General features: G+C 42.9%; 21 protein-coding genes and 1 tRNA gene. 12 read left to right on the top strand and 10 right to left on the bottom strand.

Annotated features, from left to right (window positions below; all coding sequences use genetic code 11):
- Both IX53_RS02160 and IX53_RS02165 read left to right on the top strand, forming a co-directional pair.
- Nucleotides 1–1,368 carry a GlmL-related ornithine degradation protein gene (locus IX53_RS02160; protein ID WP_047753955.1) on the top strand — a complete coding sequence of 456 codons (1,368 nt, stop codon included), beginning with the start codon at nt 1–3 and terminating at the stop codon, nt 1,366–1,368.
- A 46-nt stretch (nt 1,369–1,414) separates the two neighbouring features.
- Nucleotides 1,415–1,490, top strand: a tRNA-Gly gene (locus IX53_RS02165).
- A 51-nt stretch (nt 1,491–1,541) separates the two neighbouring features.
- Here the strand turns inward: IX53_RS02165 and IX53_RS02170 are convergent.
- The 5 genes from IX53_RS02170 to IX53_RS02190 all read right to left on the bottom strand — a co-directional run bounded on the left by IX53_RS02170 (nt 1,542) and on the right by IX53_RS02190 (nt 6,959).
- Complete coding sequence (locus tag IX53_RS02170; RefSeq protein WP_047753956.1) at nt 1,542–2,144, bottom strand: diguanylate cyclase; 603 nt, start codon at nt 2,142–2,144, stop codon at nt 1,542–1,544.
- An 87-nt stretch (nt 2,145–2,231) separates the two neighbouring features.
- Nucleotides 2,232–2,741 carry a dihydrofolate reductase family protein gene (locus tag IX53_RS02175; RefSeq protein ID WP_047753957.1) on the bottom strand — a complete coding sequence of 170 codons (510 nt, stop codon included), beginning with the start codon at nt 2,739–2,741 and terminating at the stop codon, nt 2,232–2,234.
- Between the two features lie 4 nt (nt 2,742–2,745).
- Complete coding sequence (locus IX53_RS02180) at nt 2,746–3,663, bottom strand: hypothetical protein (protein WP_047753958.1); 918 nt, start codon at nt 3,661–3,663, stop codon at nt 2,746–2,748.
- A gap of 40 nt (nt 3,664–3,703) precedes the next feature.
- Nucleotides 3,704–6,079 (bottom strand): leucine--tRNA ligase, encoded by a 2,376-nt coding sequence (gene leuS / locus IX53_RS02185; RefSeq protein ID WP_047753959.1) that lies wholly within the window; start codon nt 6,077–6,079, stop codon nt 3,704–3,706.
- Nucleotides 6,080–6,107: 28 nt separating this feature from the next.
- Nucleotides 6,108–6,959: a purine-nucleoside phosphorylase gene (locus IX53_RS02190; protein WP_047753960.1), complete on the bottom strand. Its 852-nt coding sequence runs from the start codon at nt 6,957–6,959 to the stop codon at nt 6,108–6,110.
- Nucleotides 6,960–7,081: 122 nt separating this feature from the next.
- Between IX53_RS02190 and IX53_RS02195 the strand changes: the two genes are divergently transcribed.
- The 10 genes from IX53_RS02195 (at nt 7,082) to IX53_RS02240 (ending at nt 15,676) form a co-directional block, all read left to right on the top strand.
- Nucleotides 7,082–8,824: a proline--tRNA ligase gene (locus tag IX53_RS02195; RefSeq protein WP_047753961.1), complete on the top strand. Its 1,743-nt coding sequence runs from the start codon at nt 7,082–7,084 to the stop codon at nt 8,822–8,824.
- Nucleotides 8,824–9,741 carry a signal recognition particle-docking protein FtsY gene (gene ftsY, locus IX53_RS02200; protein ID WP_047753962.1) on the top strand — a complete coding sequence of 306 codons (918 nt, stop codon included), beginning with the start codon at nt 8,824–8,826 and terminating at the stop codon, nt 9,739–9,741. The genes IX53_RS02195 and ftsY overlap by 1 nt, the downstream gene beginning before the upstream one ends.
- A gap of 4 nt (nt 9,742–9,745) precedes the next feature.
- Nucleotides 9,746–10,225: an RrF2 family transcriptional regulator gene (locus tag IX53_RS02205; RefSeq protein ID WP_047753963.1), complete on the top strand. Its 480-nt coding sequence runs from the start codon at nt 9,746–9,748 to the stop codon at nt 10,223–10,225.
- The gene (gene coaD / locus IX53_RS02210) at nt 10,222–10,698 is read left to right on the top strand and encodes a pantetheine-phosphate adenylyltransferase (protein ID WP_047753964.1); all 477 of its coding nucleotides are present in this window, start codon (nt 10,222–10,224) and stop codon (nt 10,696–10,698) included. The genes IX53_RS02205 and coaD overlap by 4 nt, the downstream gene beginning before the upstream one ends.
- A 109-nt stretch (nt 10,699–10,807) precedes the next feature.
- Nucleotides 10,808–11,416 carry a translation elongation factor Ts gene (gene tsf / locus IX53_RS02215; RefSeq protein ID WP_047753965.1) on the top strand — a complete coding sequence of 203 codons (609 nt, stop codon included), beginning with the start codon at nt 10,808–10,810 and terminating at the stop codon, nt 11,414–11,416.
- Between the two features lie 46 nt (nt 11,417–11,462).
- Nucleotides 11,463–12,164: a UMP kinase gene (pyrH, locus tag IX53_RS02220; RefSeq protein WP_047755373.1), complete on the top strand. Its 702-nt coding sequence runs from the start codon at nt 11,463–11,465 to the stop codon at nt 12,162–12,164.
- A 14-nt stretch (nt 12,165–12,178) separates the two neighbouring features.
- Nucleotides 12,179–13,462 carry a phosphopyruvate hydratase gene (gene eno, locus IX53_RS02225; RefSeq protein ID WP_047753966.1) on the top strand — a complete coding sequence of 428 codons (1,284 nt, stop codon included), beginning with the start codon at nt 12,179–12,181 and terminating at the stop codon, nt 13,460–13,462.
- 55 nt (nt 13,463–13,517) lie between these two features.
- Complete coding sequence (locus IX53_RS02230; RefSeq protein ID WP_047753967.1) at nt 13,518–14,198, top strand: serine dehydratase beta chain; 681 nt, start codon at nt 13,518–13,520, stop codon at nt 14,196–14,198.
- A 30-nt stretch (nt 14,199–14,228) separates the two neighbouring features.
- Nucleotides 14,229–15,101: an L-serine ammonia-lyase, iron-sulfur-dependent, subunit alpha gene (locus tag IX53_RS02235; protein WP_047753968.1), complete on the top strand. Its 873-nt coding sequence runs from the start codon at nt 14,229–14,231 to the stop codon at nt 15,099–15,101.
- Complete coding sequence (locus IX53_RS02240) at nt 15,098–15,676, top strand: HAD-IA family hydrolase (RefSeq protein WP_082128442.1); 579 nt, start codon at nt 15,098–15,100, stop codon at nt 15,674–15,676. The genes IX53_RS02235 and IX53_RS02240 overlap by 4 nt, the downstream gene beginning before the upstream one ends.
- On the opposite strand, the gene ispD is transcribed toward IX53_RS02240, so the two are convergent.
- From ispD to IX53_RS02265, 5 genes are read right to left on the bottom strand one after another with little or no spacing between them, the layout of a single operon-like run.
- Nucleotides 15,666–16,355, bottom strand: a complete 690-nt coding sequence (gene ispD / locus IX53_RS02245) for a 2-C-methyl-D-erythritol 4-phosphate cytidylyltransferase (RefSeq protein WP_047753969.1) — start codon at nt 16,353–16,355, stop codon at nt 15,666–15,668. The genes IX53_RS02240 and ispD overlap by 11 nt on opposite strands.
- Nucleotides 16,352–17,593, bottom strand: coding sequence for a DUF1015 domain-containing protein (locus IX53_RS02250; RefSeq protein WP_047753970.1), 1,242 nt, complete (start codon nt 17,591–17,593; stop codon nt 16,352–16,354). The genes ispD and IX53_RS02250 overlap by 4 nt, the downstream gene beginning before the upstream one ends.
- Before the next feature lies 1 nt (nt 17,594).
- On the bottom strand, nt 17,595–18,017 hold the full coding sequence (ybeY, locus tag IX53_RS02255; RefSeq protein ID WP_047753971.1) for an rRNA maturation RNase YbeY: 423 nt from the start codon (nt 18,015–18,017) through the stop codon (nt 17,595–17,597).
- On the bottom strand, nt 17,977–19,416 hold the full coding sequence (locus IX53_RS02260; protein ID WP_047753972.1) for an HDIG domain-containing metalloprotein: 1,440 nt from the start codon (nt 19,414–19,416) through the stop codon (nt 17,977–17,979). The genes ybeY and IX53_RS02260 overlap by 41 nt, the downstream gene beginning before the upstream one ends.
- Nucleotides 19,400–20,386 carry a PhoH family protein gene (locus IX53_RS02265; protein ID WP_047753973.1) on the bottom strand — a complete coding sequence of 329 codons (987 nt, stop codon included), beginning with the start codon at nt 20,384–20,386 and terminating at the stop codon, nt 19,400–19,402. The genes IX53_RS02260 and IX53_RS02265 overlap by 17 nt, the downstream gene beginning before the upstream one ends.
- Nucleotides 20,387–20,532: the final 146 nt, after the last annotated feature.

Below are 20,532 nucleotides of genomic sequence, written 5' to 3' on the forward strand. Positions count from 1 at the left end.
ATGAAAGTTGATATAGTCGTCGCTGAAATCGGGAGCACCACTACGGTGCTTTCTGCTTTTGCAACAGATGGTTCTGGAAAATTAAGATTTCTTGCTCAAGGAGAACATTACACAACAGTAGATTCAGGAGATGTTACTGTCGGTATCGAAAGGGCTATCGGGGCACTTAAAAATCGACTCAATACTGACAAGCTAGATTGGGAAATGTTCCTCGCAACAAGCAGTGCTGCGGGCGGGTTGAAAATGACCGTACACGGTCTGGTGTATGATATGACTGTAAAAGCTGCCAGAGAAGCCGCCCTTGGAGCAGGTGCTGTTATCAAATATGTGACAGCAGGTAAACTCAACAGTGGAGATCTAAAGCATATTATTGAGGTTGAACCGCGTGTGATACTTCTTGCAGGCGGGGTAGATTATGGAGAGAAGGAAACTGTGATTTACAATGCCAAACTCCTCGCTTCTCTGCCTTTGAACATTCCGATAATCTACGCGGGGAACATAGCTGCGACAGAAGAAGTGGTCGAAATCCTGAAAGATGGTGATAAAGAGGTACTTATAACGGAAAACGTGTATCCGAGGATTGATCAGCTCAACGTCGAACCCACAAGGGAGATCATTCGTGAAGTGTTTGCAGAAAATATAATAAAAGCTCCCGGAATGGAAAAAATCTACTCCGTAGTAGATAGGAAAGTAATTCCCACTCCCGCCGCTGTGATGCTCGCGACAGGGTTACTCGCTGAATCCTTCGAAGATGTTCTCGTGGTCGATATAGGCGGAGCTACTACGGATGTTGATTCTTATACACAAGGAGATCCTGAAATCCAGAAGATGCTTATAGCACCTGAACCTCTGGCAAAACGGACAGTTGAAGGAGATCTTGGGGTTTTTGTAAACGCTGGATACGTCATTAACTATATCGGAGAATTTAAACTTCACCAAGAATTTCCAGATTACGACAACATAATTTCAAGTATTTCACCTTATCCTCTAAACTCAAGAGTCGAAGAATTCATAGCCAGACTGGCAACATACTGTTTCGAGACCTCAATTAGAAGGCATGCTGGGAGGATCCGACAGCTTTACGGTCCAACCGGACGAATTGAAGTAGCTGAAGGCAAAGACCTGACAGCCGTCAAGCTCCTTGTCGGCACGGGTGGTGTCCTTACACGGTCCCGTTTCCGCGAAAGAATCATGAAATCTATAAGGAATCTGAAAAAAAAGCATATAAAGGAACTGCTGCCAAGCCCTGATGTCAGACTTGGATACGATAAAAATTACATATTCGCAGCGATCGGTGTACTCTCAAAAATAGATAGAAGACTTGCGCTGGATTTGCTTGAAGACGACTTGCAGCTTGTTACCACCTGAAAAGAGCTTGACACCTCTTTTGCAGGGTGCTAAAATTTAATTGCATGCGGGTGTAGCTCAGCTGGTAGAGCATCAGCTTCCCAAGCTGAGGGTCGCGGGTTCGAGTCCCGTCGCCCGCTCCAGAGTGATGCGGAGGTTAGGCACCTCCGCATTCACTATTTTAGAAGAATCTGCTATTGACTGTATTTTCTCAAAAGATCGGTTAGTGCTTCGCGAAGCAGTGCAGATTCTGTTTTCTTAAGCCTCTTGGCCAACCGTGAAAGCTTTTCGAGCTGAGATTTAGGATAATAGCTTGATTTAAGCGACATTTTTTGCTTACCTTCAACTGGCGCAAAAATTATCCTGTTTCTTCCCTGCTTTTTAGCTGTATAAAGACCATCTTCGAGAACATGGACCAGCGAATCAACACTGGAAGCACTCCTTGGTATATCTGCCACAGCGCCAGAAACAGTAAATTTAAGAATATAGCCTTCACATTCCAGTTCGGAGCCTTCGATCTGCTTTCTAACTTCTTCCAATTCCATCAACAGCGTTTCTGCTGTATGTTCGGTGCTCATAACAAAAAACTCATCCCCTGATCTTTCCACAACGATTCCTTCTGGTAGACTTTCTTTAAGAATTTCGCTTATGAATTCGATGACTTTATCTCCACACGCCCTTCCATACTCTTCATTGATGTTGTAGAAGTTGTCAATGTCGAGGTTTCCCACTGCAAACGTTCCAGATTCATAAGCTTTGTTGAAAATCTTTTTGATCTTCTCAAAGGATGTTGGCACTTATACCCCTCCCTATAAAGATATCGCTATAATTATATACATATATATATAATAGTATAAATTAAAGAACAGTAACAACAAGATGAATTATTGCAAACTGTAATGCAGTAAAATGGTGTTGTGTGAGAGGCGGATGATTTCCTCAAGGTGAAGGTTGTAGTCCCTCTGTAGATATTTGAAGCCTATTCTGCCACTTAGAAAAAGCGGTTCTATGGTAAGGTATAAGTCAGTTATCAGACCCTTTTCCAGAAAAAGAGAATAAATTTGTGGTCCACCAATTACTGCAACATGGTTAAATCCTTTATCCCCAAGATATTTCAGCAAAGTTTTCGGTTCCATATTGGTGAAGAAGAGGTTTTGATGCCTGTGCTTCTGGAAAATGTGTGGTTTCCTTGTCATAACAACATTCAATCTTCCGGAAAGAGGTGTTGAACCGATGGTCTCAAACGTTTTTCGGCCCATAACCACGACACCGGTTTTCATTGTGAACTCTTTGAAAAAGGCTTTGTCTTCCTTTGATGACCAGTCAGTGGATACTTTATCATCTCTGGCAAGCAAGCCATTAACACTCATTACAGCAACAAGAGATACTTTCATTTTCTCAATCCACCGTATGGCGTACAATTACTTCTGATCTAGGAAACACCACATCGATTTCTTCATTGAGTTCTATTGTAATATTTTCAGAAACATTGATGGCTTTCTTCTGACCGGGTTCCAGTATGTGCTCCTCATCACTGGATAGAATTTTTATAGAAGTTTGCCTGTGATTCATCACCACTACGCTGTCATCTTTTCTTTCAATTTCTATGCCGAGATGGATATTCTTGCTTCTCCTTGGAGACAGTGTAATGTGCACCGGCGTAGAAGTATTGATAATCTCCAGGAAGTCTTTTGTATAGTTTTGAAGAATTCCAGTGTGTTCGCGCCAGCTACCCTCTTCAAAGCGCTCATAAACCACCCTTCTTCCTATGAGTTTTTCAAGAAGGGGATCGTACGAATTTCCAATATAGTCAACAAAACTCTCACCCATTCTGCTTACATACTTATCCTTACCGGAAAGAACAGAACTTTTTGGTGTTACCTGCCCGATCAACAGTTTCATCGATTCAACCACCCCATCCCTTACAGCGGCGAAGAAGTTCCTTATCATCCTTCTGACTGCGATGAAAAAACCAGATCTCGAGAGAAGCGTTTTCATTTCGCGTTTCTTTCTTTGAGCATCATCGAGATCGCTCAGTATCCTGTATATCGCTTTTACCCCGGCGTATTCATTTTTGTATATTATGAACCCCGTTTCAAAATGCGAACCACTCTTATGGGGTCGCGAGTAACGTAAAAGCATGCCGGTGCTCTCCAGATTCATTGTACCCCAGACGGTTTTCCCATCTTTGAGAGAGATAATTACAGGAAAACCTTCCAGGTCTTTCAAACACCTGTCCCGCCACGTGGCTTTTAGATATGCCACGACAAAGGCAGTAACAAATATCACAATTATAGTTATCGTAAGACTGGTCATGATACATCCCTCCAAAAGAGCCCGCGTTTAACGCGGGCTCTTATGAAAGTATCAGGTTTATGATCTTGTCAGGAACATAGATTATCTTTCGAATGACTTTCCCTTCCAGATACTTTGAAATCTTTGGATCATCCTTCAAAGCACTGAGCACAACCTCCTGCGAAGCACCCTGAGAAACTTTGATTTTGCCTCTGATCCTGCCATTGATCTGGACGGGGATTTCTACATTGGCTAGTTTCAGGTATTCATCGTAGCCAGACGGGAAACCAGCGTTCAACACACCACCTTTTCCACCTTTCATTTCGAATATCTCTTCAGAGATGAAGGGAGCAAAGGGAGAAAGGAGTTTTGCCAGATCAACGACAAGTTGCTTCTCAATTCTGTCAAATTTGAGTGCTTCATTCACAAATTCCATTATTGCGGCGACAGCAGTGTTGTACTTTATGTTTTCAATCGAATACTTGACCTTTTCAACCGTTTCAGCCATTTTGATTTTCAGTTCAAGAGGGGTCTCTCCTTCAGGCATGTTCGCGACATCCCAAACCCTGTTCAAGAATCTTCTGATAGCATCCATGCCACTATCCCTGAAGTCGCCACCTTCAAGGAAATTGCCCATAAACATGAGATAGGTTCTTAAAGCATCTACTCCATGCGTTACAAAGTAATGGTTGGGGTTCACTATGTTTCCCTTAGACTTGCTCATTTTTTGCCCGTCTTTTATTATTAATCCGTGTCCCCTGAAGGATTTGAAGGGTTCTTCAAAATGGAGTAATCCCATATCATGAAGGGCCATCGTAATAAACCTCGAATACATGAGGTGCAGGTTTGCGTGTTCATTTCCGCCGATATACATATCTACCGGCAACCATTTTTTAGCCAGTTCTGGTTCATAAGGTTCTTTATCATTGTGTGGCGATATGTACCTTAAGAAATACCACGCAGAATCGAGGAAGTTGTCGCTGACATCTGTTTCCCGTTTAGCGGGACCACCACATTTTGGACAGGTGGTGTTAACAAATTCTGAATTTCTAGCTAGCGGCGAAAGCCCGCTGCCGTCCGGTATGTAATCATCAGTCTCCGGTAGCAGGACGGGAAGGTCTTCTTCGGGAACGGGGACAGTACCACACGTATCACAATAAATTATCGGGATAGGAGGTCCCCAATATCTCTGTCTGGAAACACACCAATCGTGCAGGTGATAGTTAACGGTAGGGGTCATGCTTTCATGAATTTCACCCACTTTTTCGATGAACTCCTCACTTCTCCAACCGGTATGTGGACCACTGTTTATCATGATGCCATACTCGGTGAATGGAAGCTGTTCAGGATCACACTCAATCACCTGTTTGATTTCCAGACCATATTTCTTGGCAAAAACGTAGTCCCTTTCGTCGTGAGCAGGCACAGCCATCACTGCTCCTGTACCATATTCAACAAGGACATAATCTCCTATCCAGATTGGTAAACGCTCCCCCGTAAGTGGATGTATTGCGTAGCTGCCTGTAAAAATACCGTTCTTTTCCCTCTTTATGGAGGTGCGGGTTGCTTCGTCCATTTTGCTCACTGTTTCCAGGAACCTTTCAAAAACATCGAACTGATCCTCTTTTACGAGAGATCTGGTCATTTTGTGCTCAGGTGCGAGCACGAGGTATGTGACGCCATAAATAGTATCAGGCCTTGTTGTGAAGACTTCAATTACTTGGTCGGTGCCTTCGACCTTGAATCTAATCGTTGCACCCTTTGACTTTCCAATCCAACTTCTCTGAATGTTCTTAGTGATTTCAGTCCAGTCGAGCCAGTCGAGGTTTTCAAGGAGTTTATCGGCGTATTTCGTGATTTTGAAAAACCATTGACTCATCTCGCGTTTCGTGATTTCCGTACTGCACCTTTCGCACTTACCGTCGATTACTTGCTCGTCAGCCAGAACTGTTTTACAGGAAGGGCACCAGTTAACCTTCGACACACGTTTTTCAGCAAGTCCGGCTTTATACAGCTTAACGAATATCCACTGGGTCCATTTGTAATACTCGGGGTCTGAAGTGTTGACCTCACTCTGCCAATCAAAGATGTTTCCAATTTTTTTAAGTTGTTCATCACGAAAGTATTTGATGCTCTTTGGCGTTAACCTGGCAGGATGTTCTCCAACTTTCAAGGCATAGTTTTCGCTGTGAATACCAAAAGCATCAAACCCAATTGGTTCGAAAACGTCGTATCCTTTCAGCCTCATATATCGTCCATAGACATCGGAACCAATGAAAGAGTACATGTTCCCAATATGGAGGCCTGAGGCTGAAGGATAGGGAAACATCATGAGATTATAGAAAGGTTTTTCTGCCTTTTCAAGATCCACCTTATAAGGGTTTTCCTTTTCATAATACTCCTGCCACTTTTTCTCAATTTTCTTAAAATCGTACATTGGCATCCCCCTGTTTAGGTAATTTTTCTCAGTCGAGCTTGCTTATAAACCTCAAAATTATACTTGCAATTTGCTTTCCTGTTCTGTTTGCTACCTCAATTACTTCTTCGGCAGTGAGGGGTTTAAGATCATCTGGAACTGCTCTGTCTGTTATAGCCGATATGCCGAGAACTCTGATCCCAGCATGTCTGGCAACTATGACCTCGGGTACTGTGGACATACCGACAGCTTCCGCACCCAGTTTTCTCAGCATCTTCAACTCGGCGGGTGTCTCAAAACTTGGTCCGGATACACCAACATAGACGCCTTCGTACACACCGATTCCAAGTTCTTTGGCAGCCTGAAGGGCCAATGATCGTAATTCACGGTCGTACGGCTCGCTCATATCAGGGAATCGCGGCCCCCACTCTTCAACGTTGGGACCTATCAATGGATTGCTACCCATGAAGTTTATCTGGTCTTTTATAAGCATGGGGTGACCTATCTCAAAGTCAGGGTCAAGGCCCCCAGCTGCGTTTGTTACAATCAATACCTCTACTCCGAGCTCCTGCATAACCCTGATAGGAAAGGTTAGGGTCTTCATGTCGTAGCCTTCGTAATAATGAAACCTTCCGTTCATAAGCATTACCGGGTATCCATGAATTTCACCAAATAGCAATTCACCTTTATGTCCTGGAGCAGTTGATAGAGGGAAGCCCGGTATTTCAGAATATGAGATTTTTACCGAATTTTCAAGGCTATCCGCGATTACACCCAGGCCAGAGCCGAGCACGATGGCGATCTTGGGGGACCTGGCAATTTTTTCCTGAAGAAACCGTGCTGATTTTTTTACGTTCGAAACATATTCGCCTATTTCTTGAACTAGCTTATGAACACTCATAGTATTCCTCCTTTCGGGTTCTAACTTTTATCTAATACATTATATCAGAATCCGGAAAAGTCGACCAGAAAATGCTATAATTTCACCGAGATAAAGAGTCATATTTGAAAGGAGAGTTGTTGATGAGGTTTTCACAGCTCTATGCGCCCACGTTGAGAGAGGCTCCTGCAGATGCTGACTTGGTTAGCATAAAACTGTTGATTCGAGCTGGTTTTGTACGAAAGGTAGCCTCCGGAGTTTATATGTACTTACCACTCGGTCTCAGGGTACTAAAGAAAATCGAAAATATCGTACGAGAAGAGATGGACAGAATCGGTTGTCAGGAGGCATTAATGCCAATCATTCAGCCTGCTGAACTGTGGCATGAATCGGGCAGGTGGGATGATTATGGCCCTGAAATGATGAAACTAAAAGACAGACACGAAAGGGATTTTACTCTCGGGCCTACTCACGAAGAAATGATCACCAGTGTTGTAAGAAACGAATTACGTTCTTATCGTCAGCTCCCTCTATGTATCTATCAGATTGCGCCAAAGTACAGAGACGAAATCAGACCAAGATTTGGTTTGATGCGTGCTAGAGAATTCCTTATGAAGGACGCATACAGCTTCCATTCGAGCTGGGAATCTCTAGATGAATCGTATAAAAAGTTTTATGAAGCATACTCGAAAATAATGGAACGCATTGGATTGAAGTATCTTGTTGTCGAGGCAGATAGCGGAGCGATAGGTGGAAAGGAATCTCATGAGTTCAACGTACTCGCTAAAAATGGAGAATCAACACTATTTTATTGCGAATGCGGATACGCAGCCAGCGATGAAAAGGCGGAGTATATGATCCCTGAACCTGAGGTTGCACGGATTGATCCGCCACCATTGGAACTCGTTGAAACCCCTGGTGTTAGAACTGTAGAAGAAGTCGCTAGATTCCTGGGCAGGAAGACCTTCGAGATAGTTAAATCACTGGTATTCAAGGGTAAGGATGGATATGTGATGGCTCTCATTAGAGGTGATCAGGATCTCAATGAGTCCAAGTTGAGAGCCCATCTGGGTGACCAGACTCTAAGACTTGCGGAACCTAATGAAGTCTACGACCTTTTCAGGGTACCGATTGGTTTTGTTGGACCCATTGGAATACCTGAGAATGTGAAAATAGTGGCGGACCATTCTGTTAAACCTCTGGCGAATTTTGTTGTCGGCGGTATGAAGGAAGGCTATCACTATATCAATGCCTGTTATGAAAGAGATTTTAAAATCAAAGAATGGACCGATCTGAAAATGGTAAAGGAAGGAGATCCATGTCCAAAATGCGGACGTCCCCTGAGAAGCACTAGGGGAATTGAGCTTGGTCATATTTTTAAGCTTGGCACGAAGTATTCAGAAAAGATGAACGGCTATTTCACCAATGTAAATGGTGAAAGCAAACCATATATCATGGGCTGTTATGGATGGGGTATTTCGAGAACAATGAGTGCAAGCGTTGAACAACTGCACGATAAGAACGGTATAATTTGGCCGCTTTCTATCGCTCCCTATCAGATAATAATTACCATTCTCAACACATCCGATGAAAAAATCAAAAAGACCGGCGAGGAACTTTACGAACTGCTTCAAGAAAAAGGATATGAAGTGCTCTTTGATGATAGGGATACTTCTCCTGGAGCAAAGTTCAAAGACGCTGATCTCATAGGGATACCCCTAAGGATAACAGTGGGACGAAAAATTAAGGAAGGAAAACTTGAACTTAAACTCCGCACTTCAGAAGCACAGGATGTTGAAATTGAGGAGGGCTATAGTAGGGTCCTGGAAAAGGTCGACCAGCTCTTAGCGGAATACAATCCAGGTGACGTTCTGGAGGTAGAGTGATGGGCTTCCTTTCGAAGATAAGAGAAGGACTAAAAAAGACACGGGAATCCATTTTCAAACAAGTGAGAAGACTCCTTAGCTTCGAAAAGCTGGACGACGAAACTCTGGAAGAGATAGAAGAGCTTCTGATAACATCAGACATGGGAGTCAAAACTGCTTCTGAAGTTATTGAAAAACTCAAAGAACGAGCGAATAAATCCGACAACCCATTGGAAACTCTGAAAGAGATTTTGAGAGAATTGCTGAAAATCGATAGTGTAGAAAAACATCCTGAACTCCCCCCGTTAGTGATATCAGTTGTAGGGGTAAACGGTACCGGAAAAACGACCACTATCGGTAAGTTGTCCAAACGCTTTGTAAATGAAGGGAAGAAGGTTGTTCTAGCCGCCTGTGATACGTTCAGAGCAGCAGCTGTTGAACAGCTAAAAATCTGGAGTGAAAGGGTCGGTGTCGATTTCATCAGCCAGGGGCAGGGTGCTGATCCCGCGGCTGTGGCTTTTGATGCTGTCAGTCACGCGAAGAGCAAAGCAAAAGATGTTGTTCTCATCGACACCGCAGGCAGGCTTCATACAAAACATAACCTGATGGAAGAGCTTAAAAAGGTCCATCGAGTCATAAAGAAAGTCATACCAGAAGCCCCTCATGAAGTACTTTTGGTTATCGATGCTACAACCGGGCAAAACGGTCTCGTCCAGGCAAGAAAATTTATGGAAACCGTGGATATCACAGGCATTGTGCTCACAAAACTCGATGGCACAGCCAAAGGCGGTATCGTCTTCGCCATAGTCAGAGAGCTCGGAATTCCTGTGAAATATATAGGTGTTGGTGAAAGCATTGATGATTTGAGACCGTTCAATTCTGATGAATTCGTGGAAGCCATTCTTGGTACTGAAGAATTTGAGGAGAACGAGGTGTGATTATATGGGTTTTACGATTAAGAGTAGCTACGCTCTAAGAGCATTGCAGGAGCTAGCGTCGTCTTCAGAAGAAGGGACCGAGAAACTGTCTTTATCTGAAATTTCTCGTAGAAATAATATCCCAAGAGACTTCCTCGAAAAAATATTCGCAGAGCTGAGAGAAGCCGGCTTTGTAAAGTCTCTAAGGGGTAGATACGGTGGTTATATTCTCGCTAAGAAACCCGAGGAAATAAAATTAAAAGATGTAATTTTAAAACTCGACAGTCCCATGAATTCCTACATGTGTCTGAAATCAAAGGATGAGTGTGAAATTGATCCGTTCTGTGCCGTTAAGTATGTATGGCTGAAGTTGTACAATGCCATGCTCAAAGAACTTGGTAGTATGACATTAAAGGATGTCGTAGAATTATCAAAAAACATAAAACACAATGCTGAACTCTTGAGAAAGGCGAGTACCCCTGAGATCCTCGGTGATAGTGGATGAAACGGGCAGTATATCCTGGGTCTTTTGACCCCATCACATATGGGCACATAGATATTCTTAACAGAGCTGCGAAAATTTTCGATGAAGTGATTGTACTGGTAATGAATAACATAAACAAAAAGTACTTCTTTTCCTTTGAGGAACGCTTTGATATGGTCAAAGAAGCCATCAAAGCCTATGAAAACGTAAAAGTCGAAACCTATGACGGTTTGTTAGTAGAATACACCAGAAAAAGGGAGATCTCCGTACTCGTTAGAGGCTTGAGGGCTGTATCAGATTTTGAATATGAACTCCAGATGGCTCATATGAATAAATCTATGTGTCCTAATCTGGAAACTGTTTTTCTTATGACGGATTCGAAATACTCTTTCATTTCTTCGACTGTCGTGCGAGAAGTGGCTAGATTTGGCGGTGATGTCTCTCCCTGGGTTCCGAAATACGTTATAGAAGCTTTCAAAAGGAGACTTGGTTAGTATCATGTCATTATGGTTAACCTGTTTGAAATCTTGAAAATGAGAGTTGCGTTATAATCCTAAAGAGAATGTCGAATCATATGAATCATATATTAAGGGAGGAACTAAAATGGCTGAAAAGATCACTGCTTCAATGGTCAAAGAGTTAAGAGATATGACTGGAGCTGGCATGCTCGACTGTAAAAAAGCTCTGATGGAGACCGGAGGAGACTTTGAAAAAGCGAAAGAATATCTGAGAAAGAAAGGTGCCTTGAAAGCCGATAAGGTAGCTGGAAGGGCTACAGGTGAAGGCATCATTTACTCTTATATTCACCATAATGACAGGCTCGGCGTTCTTCTTGAGCTCAATTGTAACACCGATTTTGTCGCCAGAACCTCAGAGTTTAAAGAGCTTGCTCACAAGATCGCACTGCAGATCGCTTCCATGGCTCCAAGATGGGTCGCACGTGAGAACGTTCCAGAAGAAGTTATTGCGAAGGAAAAAGAGATCTACACCGAACAAATGAAAAATTCTGGCAAGCCCGAAAACGTCATCGAAAAAATCATTGAAGGAAAAATCGAAAATTTTTATAAAGAGAACTGCCTCCTCGAGCAGGAATACGTATTTGAGAAGGGCAAAACCATAAAAGATCTCATCATCGACCTGATAGCTAAAACCGGTGAGAACATACAGGTAAGTAGGTTCGTCAGATGGGAACTTGGAGGAGGCTCTAATTGAGACACGGAGGTGAGCAATGCTCACCTCTTTTTTTGGGAGGTTTAACATGTATAAAAGGGTTCTCTTGAAATTGAGTGGCGAAGTCTTGAGTGGTGAGGGAAACAAAGGCTTTTCCGACGACAAAATAGATTTCCTAGTTGAAGAGATCAAAAAGGTAGTGGAGCATGGGATAGAGCTTGGCATCGTTATTGGAGCTGGAAACGTATTTAGAGGCACAGAATTTTCCAGACTTGACGCAAAGACCGCAGATCAGATCGGTATGATGGGCACCCTTATAAATGCATTGTATCTAAAGGCGATTCTCCGTAACAAGGGAATAAAAGCTGTAGCCATCTCTTCGAGCACTAATTCCCCATCATTCGAACCTTACCACTACGATACAATTGAGAGATATCTAAGAACGAATCATGTAGTTATCTTTGGCGGCGGCACGACCCTACCATATTTCACGACCGATACAGCCGCTGCGATACGCGCTATTGAAATCGGTGCTGATGTCCTTATTAAAGCAACAAAAGTAGACGGGGTTTATGATAAGGATCCAAAGCAATATCCCGATGCTCAGCGAATTGAAAGGATTACTTTCAAAGAAGCCATTGAAAAGGGTTTGAAAATCATGGACATGGAAGCTTTTTCGCTTTGCCAGCGATACAGCAAACCCGTAATCGTTATTGATTTCTTTATCCCCGAAAACTTATTAAGTGCTATAATAGGCGAGAAAACAGGAACTCTAGTTCTGCCTGATTGAGGAGGTGTGGTTTAATGTACGCTCAGATTGTCGATTTGATAGCACGAGAAGTACTGGACTCCAGGGGAAATCCAACCATCGAAGTTGAAGTCTGGCTCGATGATGGAACTTCTGCAAGGGCCATCGTTCCTTCGGGCGCGTCCACAGGAAAATTCGAGGCTCTAGAACTCAGAGATGGTGATAAAAAAAGATATTTGGGGAAAGGAGTACTCAAAGCGGTTGATAACGTCAACGAAATCATTGCCCCCGAGATTATCGGCATGAATGCACTCAATCAGATAACTCTCGATAACACGCTCTTAAAGCTTGATGGTACAGAGAACAAGGACAAGCTCGGTGCAAATGCCATTCTAGGCGTTTCTATGGCGGTTGCGAGGGCAGCTGCAAGCTACCTAGATATCCCTCTTTACAAGTATCTAGGTGGAGCAAATGCCAGACAGCTTCCAGTGCCCTTCATGAACATAATCAATGGTGGTAAACACGCAGATAATAGTCTCGACATTCAGGAATTCATGATCGTACCTGTAGGCTTTGAAAATTTCAGAGAAGCTCTGAGAGCCGGAGTCGAAACTTTCCATCATTTGAAGAAGCTTCTAAAAACCGATGGGCATGTTACCGCTGTCGGTGACGAAGGTGGTTTTGCACCTAATTTTGGTAGCAATGAGGAAGCAATACAGTATATTATAAAAGCCATAGAATCCGCCGGATATCGAGCCGGAGAAGAGATTTACATTGCTCTCGATTGTGCTGCCGATTCCTTCTTCGACGAGAAAAAAGGTGTCTACCTCGTTGACGGAAAAGAAATGTCTGGTGATGATCTCATAGCTTACTACGAGGATCTGACAAATAGATACCCGATCATAAGCATTGAGGATCCCTTCCACGAAGAAGACTGGGAAGTTTTCAGAAAATTCAACGAGAGACTGGGAAATAGGATTCAGATCGTCGGTGACGACCTGTACGTAACGAATCTCAACAGGCTGAAGAAGGGTGTGGAGCTTGAGTGTTCTAACTCCATACTCATTAAGTTAAATCAGATAGGTTCCGTCACTGAAACCCTTGAGACGATTGAATACGCGCAAAAACACGGAATGAGCTGTGTAATCTCTCACAGATCTGGAGAAACTGAAGACACTTTCATTGCTCATCTTGCTGTTGCCACAAACTCAGGTATGATAAAAACCGGTTCCGCTTCGAGAAGTGAAAGAATTGCAAAGTACAACGAACTCCTCAGAATTGAAGAAGAGCTCGGTGACAGTGCATTCTTCGCGGGAATGGACTCTTTCTATAATCTTTGAGTAATTAAATAACAAAGCGCGGGAATGTTCCCGCGCTTTTTTTGGAGGTAATAACGTGATTCTTGATGTTATCGGTCCCGTAATCATTGGTCCCTCTAGTTCTCACACTGCTGGCATGGCTCGTCTCGGCAGAGCTTTCAGATATCTTTTCAATGACCTGTCCGAGGGAGACGTGCCTTTGAAAGTTGAGATCTATCTTAACTCCCCTCTTTTTTCCACTTATAGGGGGCATGGAACCGACAGAGCTCTTATTGGTGGTGTTCTCGGTATTTATGAATGGCAAGAAGAGCTTAAATCATCAATAGAGATTGCTCGTTCAAAGGATATGAGTGTCACATTCTACGAAAGTTCTTTTGAAGGCAAACACCCGAATACGATTATGATTTCAGGTGTTTCTAAAAGTGAAAGTCACTACCTGATAGGTGCTTCAACGGGTGGAGCAGCGGTGGAAATAACTGAGATTGACGGGGCAAGAGTGAGTATCTCTGGAAAATATCCAACCCTGATCATAAAAAATCTGGATACCCCAGGTGCTCTTTCAAAGATCGTGACAACAATAAGCATGAAGGGAATAAATATAAGTAACCTCGTTTTAGTAAGGACTAACAGGATCAGAGGAGAAGCAGTTTGTATCATCGAAATGGATTCAGAACCATCCAAAGATCTTGTTGGTTTCCTGAGAGGTCTTCAGGATGTGCTGCACGTTGCGTATTTGCCTGTACTTGCCATTCCGTGATAATGGTTAACTCATAAGGGAGTGTCTCAGATGGATTTCAAAAAATTGATAGATACTGCTATAAAGACTGGAACGAAACTCGATAGAGTTATCGCTGATTGGTATATGCTTGAAAGTGGAGCTTCTTCAGAAGAACCGTTTGTGTTCTCAAAGAAAATGATCGAAGAGATGTTTGGAGCTTACGAAGTGCGTCTGAAATCTTCAGCACCTTCTTTAACAGGTTGGGTTGGTGACACCGCCGAGAAGCTGAGAAAACACTCTCCAGTATTTATGAATGAGCAGCTGATTTTTGGGCTGGAAGTGGCATTATCGATAGCTGAACACAATGCATCTATGGGCAAAATCGTTGCGTGCCCGACTGCCGGCTCTTGTGGTGTTGTACCGGGAGTTATTTTAAGTCTAAAAAAATTCAATCACTTCAGTGTTGATGAGTTAAGCAGAGCTCTGGTGGTAGCCGGAGCGGTTGGTGAGTGCATAAAAGAGAAGGCCTCCATTTCGGGGGCTGTTGCTGGCTGCCAGGTAGAAATTGGAACCGCAACGGCTATGGCATCAACAATAATCGTTTATGTTATCGACAATACTAACTACGATGCCCTGTATTCCGCTCCAGCTCTCTCCTTGAAAGCGCTTATGGGGCTTGTGTGTGATCCAGTAGGGGGGTTCGTTGAAATTCCATGCGTCAAGAGGAACGCCTTCGGCGTTTCTATCGCATACACCGCTGCTGAAATGGCACTTGCTGGAATAAAGTCAATCATACCGTTTGATGAAGTTGCAGAAGCCATGGGAAAGGTTGGTCGTTCTCTGCCAGAAGAATTGAGGGAAACAGGTAAAGGTGGTATCGCTGCTACGCCAACGGCAAAAAAACTATTTGAAGAATTCATAAATAGAGGTGATATGGGTTGATAAAACTGATTATTTTCGATCTCGGCGGTGTATTCTATAGTGACGCAGATGTTACGCCAAAAATCTCTGTGGAGCTTGGGATAGAGAGGGGACTCTTTCTGGAATACGCAATACGATCGGGTTTGAATGAATTGAGCTGTGGCTTGATCACTGCAAATGATTTCTGGCATCGATTTGAGAAGGTTTCAGGGATGCATGTCTCTGAAGAACTATGGGGGAAGTTATTTAACCCCTCTATAAACGAAGATGTACATAACCTCATTATCAACCTGAGAAAAAGGTACAGAGTAGTTGCTGGTACTAATACTATAGCTCCACACTATGAAATAATGTTGGAGCGTGGGGATCTGACTGTTTTTGACTGTGTATATGCCTCTAATATAATCGGGAATGCTAAACCTGATCAGGAATTCTTCAGAAAGATTCTAAACGCTGAGAAGATTGCACCGAATGAAGCGGTCTTCATCGATGACACGGAGGTTAACGTGCGTTCTGCCGACGGACTTGGTATAAAGGCCATACATTTCAGAGATGGTATTGAACTCGATAGATTGTTGAATAGACTCATTGGTTAACACTTTTTAGATAGCATTCAGCAAGGTGCAGGTCAGATGGTGAGGTTATTTTGAAGTTCGGTGAATTTGAATCGATCAATTTGATTCTGCCCACATATTTCATATAAAGGCTGGCATCATCGGTAGCGTTATTCAAACTGTCTTCTTTTGCGCGTGTATGAGCCTCCAGTATTTCTTCAAATATAAAGCACTGAGGTGTCTGCGCTTTCCATAGTTTTGTCCTGTCAGGAATATCTATAACATAGTTATTTTCCACAAAGTAGAGGGTGTCTACGAGCTTCTCGGCTACGACCACACCTGTCCCCCTTTTGATAAGACCTAGGATTTCAACAATCTGCCCTTTATCAAAAAGAGGCCTGGCGGCATCGTGTATCATGACAACTTCGGGATTATACTTTCTTAAAGCAACAAGCCCGTTGTATACTGATCGCTGTCTGTTCGAACCTCCAGGTACCACCTCGACATCTTTTAATCCGAGATCGGATAGTATTTTTACTGCTTTTTCCAACCAATTTGGATGCATTACTAGTACAATTTTAGAAATGGAGGCTGAATGTCGAAAGATTTCCACAGATCTTATGAATATCTCTTTGCCAGCGAGTTTTAAAAATTGCTTTGGGAGAGGGGAACCAAAGCGTTTCCCCTCTCCTCCAGCAACAATTAGCGCCGCAGTTCTCATTTTAAAAGGTGAACAAAGAGTCCGCTTCTCAGCTTGGGTTCAAACCATGTAGACTTCGGCGGCATAACCTTTCCATCGTCAGCCACTTTCATGAGGTCTTCCAGGGATGTGGGATACATTGAAAAGGCTACAGCCCAGCCATTATTCACTCTTTCTTCAAGTGCTCTGAGCCCTCTAATACCGCCAATGAAATCAATCCTTGGGTCTTTCCTCGGATTTTCAATCCCGAGGATAGGACTCAGAAGGTTCTCCTGCAATATAGAGACATCCAGACTGGCAACTGGATCACTGGGGTCAAAGGCACCTTCTTTTGCTTTCATGACATACCATTTTCCAGAAAGGTACATGCCAAATTCATGTTTTTGAGAAGGTTTGAAAGGTGACACGGATGCATAGGTGACTTCGAATTTTTCCTTTACTTTTTCGAGAAATTCTGCTGCGTTCATTCCATTGAGGTCTTTAACTACCCTATTGTAATCAAGTACCTGCAGGTGTGAATGTGGAAATATAACTGAAAGGAAGAAGTTGTACTCTTCTCTTCCATTGTGTTTTGGGTTTTCGGTTTTCATGATTTCTCTTACCCTTGAAGCGGATGCAGCTCTGTGGTGCCCATCTGCAATATAAAGGCAGTGTACTTTTTTGAAAGCAGACTCAATTCTTTTGATATCAGTTTCATCATAAACCGGGAAAACTCTATGTTGCACTCCGTTTTCATCAACAAAATCGTAAAGCGGGGTTAGTTTCTCCGTGAGTTCTCTAAGGAGTTCTTCGAATTCTGTTTCGGATCTGAAAGTCAAGAAGACAGGGCCAGTATTTGCCCCTACGGTGTACACATGCTTCGCACGGTCATCTTCTTTATCTTGCCTGGTTAGCTCATGTTTTTTTATCAAACCCTTCTGATATTCATCAACAGACGCACAACCAACTACACCGGTCTGTGTATGTTCACCCATCTTCTGCCAGTATATGTAGTACGCGGGGCTTTCCTCCTGAATGAGGACACCTTCTTTCAACATTTTGTGGAGATTCTCTCTGGCTTTTTCATACACCGGCTCACCATAATGCGGGACATCGTTTGGTAAGTCGATCTCGGCTCTGATTACGTGCATGAAACTTTCTGGGATCTTACCATATTCCCTTGCTTCCTCATAGCTGACAACATCGTAGGGTGGGCAACTGACTTTCTCAACAAGCTGGGGGGCTGGTCTTACCGCTCTAAAAGGTTTTACGACTGACACTTTATCCCTCCTTGACAAATCTATCAAAATATTTCTGCTGTCGTTCAAACATTTCACTAGCTTCCTCATCATTGAGCTCATGATTGTATCCCAGAATATGGAGGACACCATGCACTATCATCAATCCGAGTTCTTCTTCAAAAGCGTTCCCGTATTCTTCTGCCTGTCGCGCGATGGTCTCCAGGGAAATCATTATGTCTCCAATAACTGCCTCATTAAGACCATATTCAAAAGAGAGGATATCGGTGGGGCCTTCCTTTTTTCTGTATTTTTCATTCAACTCGGCTATCTCAGCATCGTTTGTAAGCAATATATCCAGCTCAGACTCTGGTTCGCTTCCAAGTTCTTCCACGATTACATTCTTTACCAGTTTCTGCAGCTTTTCAAGATCTACTATCTTTGCTGTCCGGTTTTCTATTATGATTTTCGTTGGAAATCACCACCTTTTCCACTTTTTCCTTGGGATACTCTATTCGGCTCTGGCTAGTATTTATCAAAACCCTTGTGAAGGCGTCTATTATCTCTTCCAGATCGCTAAGATTAAGGCCACTCCGGTCAAGTTGCCTCTCATTATAGATACCATTAACAATGTCTTCGACGAGTTCTCTTATTTTCCCGGGAGTTGGATCTTTAAGGCTTTTGAAAGCGGCTTCTACGGAATCGGCCAGCATAATGATTCCCGATTCCCTGAATCGGGGTTTCGGGCCCGGATATTTAAAATCTGCAATATTACTATTTCCCTGGCTCTTGGCTTTATGGTAAAAATACTTTTTCACCCGGGTTCCATGGTGTTCTCTGATAATATCTTCGACTAAAAGGGGAAGTCTGTACTTTCTTGCGAGTTCAACACCAAGCCTAACGTGTTCGTTGATAACGAGACTTGACATCGACGGGGTTAAACCATCATGTGGATTGATATCCTGTTGATTTTCTGTGAAATATTGCGGTCTTTTTGCTTTACCTATATCATGGAAATATGAAGCAACTCTAGCAAGAATTGCATTTGCCCCTGTCATCTCAGCAGCTGCTTCTGCAAGGTTTGCTAGAGCTACGCTGTGATAATAAGTACCTGGAGCATTCATGGAGAGTTCTTTCAGCAGTGGGTGGGAAAGATTCCCAAGTTCCAGCAGACCAACGTCTGAATATATCCTGCTGATGTACTCAATGTATGGAATGATACCAATAGCAACAATTGATGAAACAATCGGATTCAAAAACGAAATAATTAGATCCGTCGAGCTGAATTCCATATTGAATATGGAATCAACAATTCTGATCAGAAGGAAAATTGTCCCAACTTCAAAGCCAGTACGTGCTATGTTGATCCTCCGCAAAATTCTCCGCGTTAATAGAGCTGAAAACAGCGTTATTACTGAAAGAATTACGAAATCTTCAACAGAGAATCTGTTTATTGTAGTTGTCATGAACGACAAATACAATCCGGACGCCATTCCCTCTTCGTAACCAACAAGAATTGTTATTATCGTGACACAAAGAAAAATGGGTGAAAGGCTTACCACATAATCCAGTGTGAAGAAGTAGGAAAAGACAGAATTGAGGAAAACACCCAGGGTTATTACAGAAAAAACTACGTATCTGTAAGTCCTGTGTAATTTGAAGTAATGACTTCGTTTGAAACTCCTCTCCGCGAAGAGATACCAGAAAACGATTGATCCCGTCAACGATATAAAGGGTTTCTGTGGCCAGTCCAGGTAGAGGATGTTTGTCAACAATGCCATTAACATGGGAAAGAGCAGATAATTTGTTATATTCTCCAGGTTGAACGATCTGGCGAATCTGCTTCTCTTAACTTTTTCTTTCATCGTCTCTTTCCTCTCTCTCGTAGATGTCATAAGCTTTTATTATTTCCTTGACTAGCGGGTTGCGAACGACATCCTGATCATTGAGATAAACGAAGGCAATTCCGTCAATATTCTTGAGAACTCCCTGCACAAGAACAAGGCCGGAGTCCCGACTTCTCTCAAGATCTATCTGCGTTATATCTCCGGTGACCACAGCTCTAGAATTGAAACCTATCCTTGTCAAAAACATCTTCATCTGCTGATAGGTGGTATTTTGCGCTTCGTCAAGTATGATAAATGAGTTATTGAGAGTCCTGCCTCTCATGTATGCTAAGGGAACAACTTCTATAATTCCATTATCTTTGTAATAGTTCAACCTATCCATAGGTAGCATGTCCATGAGAGCATCGTACAACGGTCGAAGATATGGATCCACTTTTTCTGAGAGTGTACCAGGCAAAAAACCCAGTTTTTCACCAGCTTCAACCGCCGGTCTTGTCAAGATAATTCTCTGCACCTTCCCTGATCTCAAATAATCCACGGCCATGGCTACCGCTAAATATGTTTTCCCTGTACCGGCAGGACCTATCGAGAAAACAATTTCGTTTTTCTTCATACATTCGATATACTTCTTCTGCCCCACAGTTTTTGGCTTTATGCGTGCTGAGAGAACGCTCGTACCTCTAACAGTTTTGTAAAACCCTTCAAACTCTGTTGACTCCTTTTGCTTAATCTCATGCTGTTCGACCAGATATTCAAATTCTCTCCAATCGACAAGGTGGCCATCGGCATTCATTTCTATGAGCTCATCGACAATGTCTTTCACAGTCTCAATAATCTCTGAGTCCTCGCCTTTGATCCATACCTCATTGCCAATTATAGAGATCTTAACGTCAAACCTTTTCTGTAAAAATCGCGCTCTGCGGTCGTATTCCCCGAAAAGCTCACTAATCTCTACTTCACCGGGAATGTGTATTTTCCTCACTGGCAATTTATCGCCTCCTCATCTATGAATAAATTATACAGCAAATCCCACCACCGTACAGTTTTCGTACCCCAGAAGTGATAAAACGTCCACAAATCGGACACTCTAGCCTGAAAAAAGCTGGCATCACTTTGCTAGTTTTCTTTCGGAGG

Source organism: Kosmotoga pacifica (assembly GCF_001027025.1).
Taxonomy (GTDB): domain Bacteria; phylum Thermotogota; class Thermotogae; order Petrotogales; family Kosmotogaceae; genus Kosmotoga_B; species Kosmotoga_B pacifica.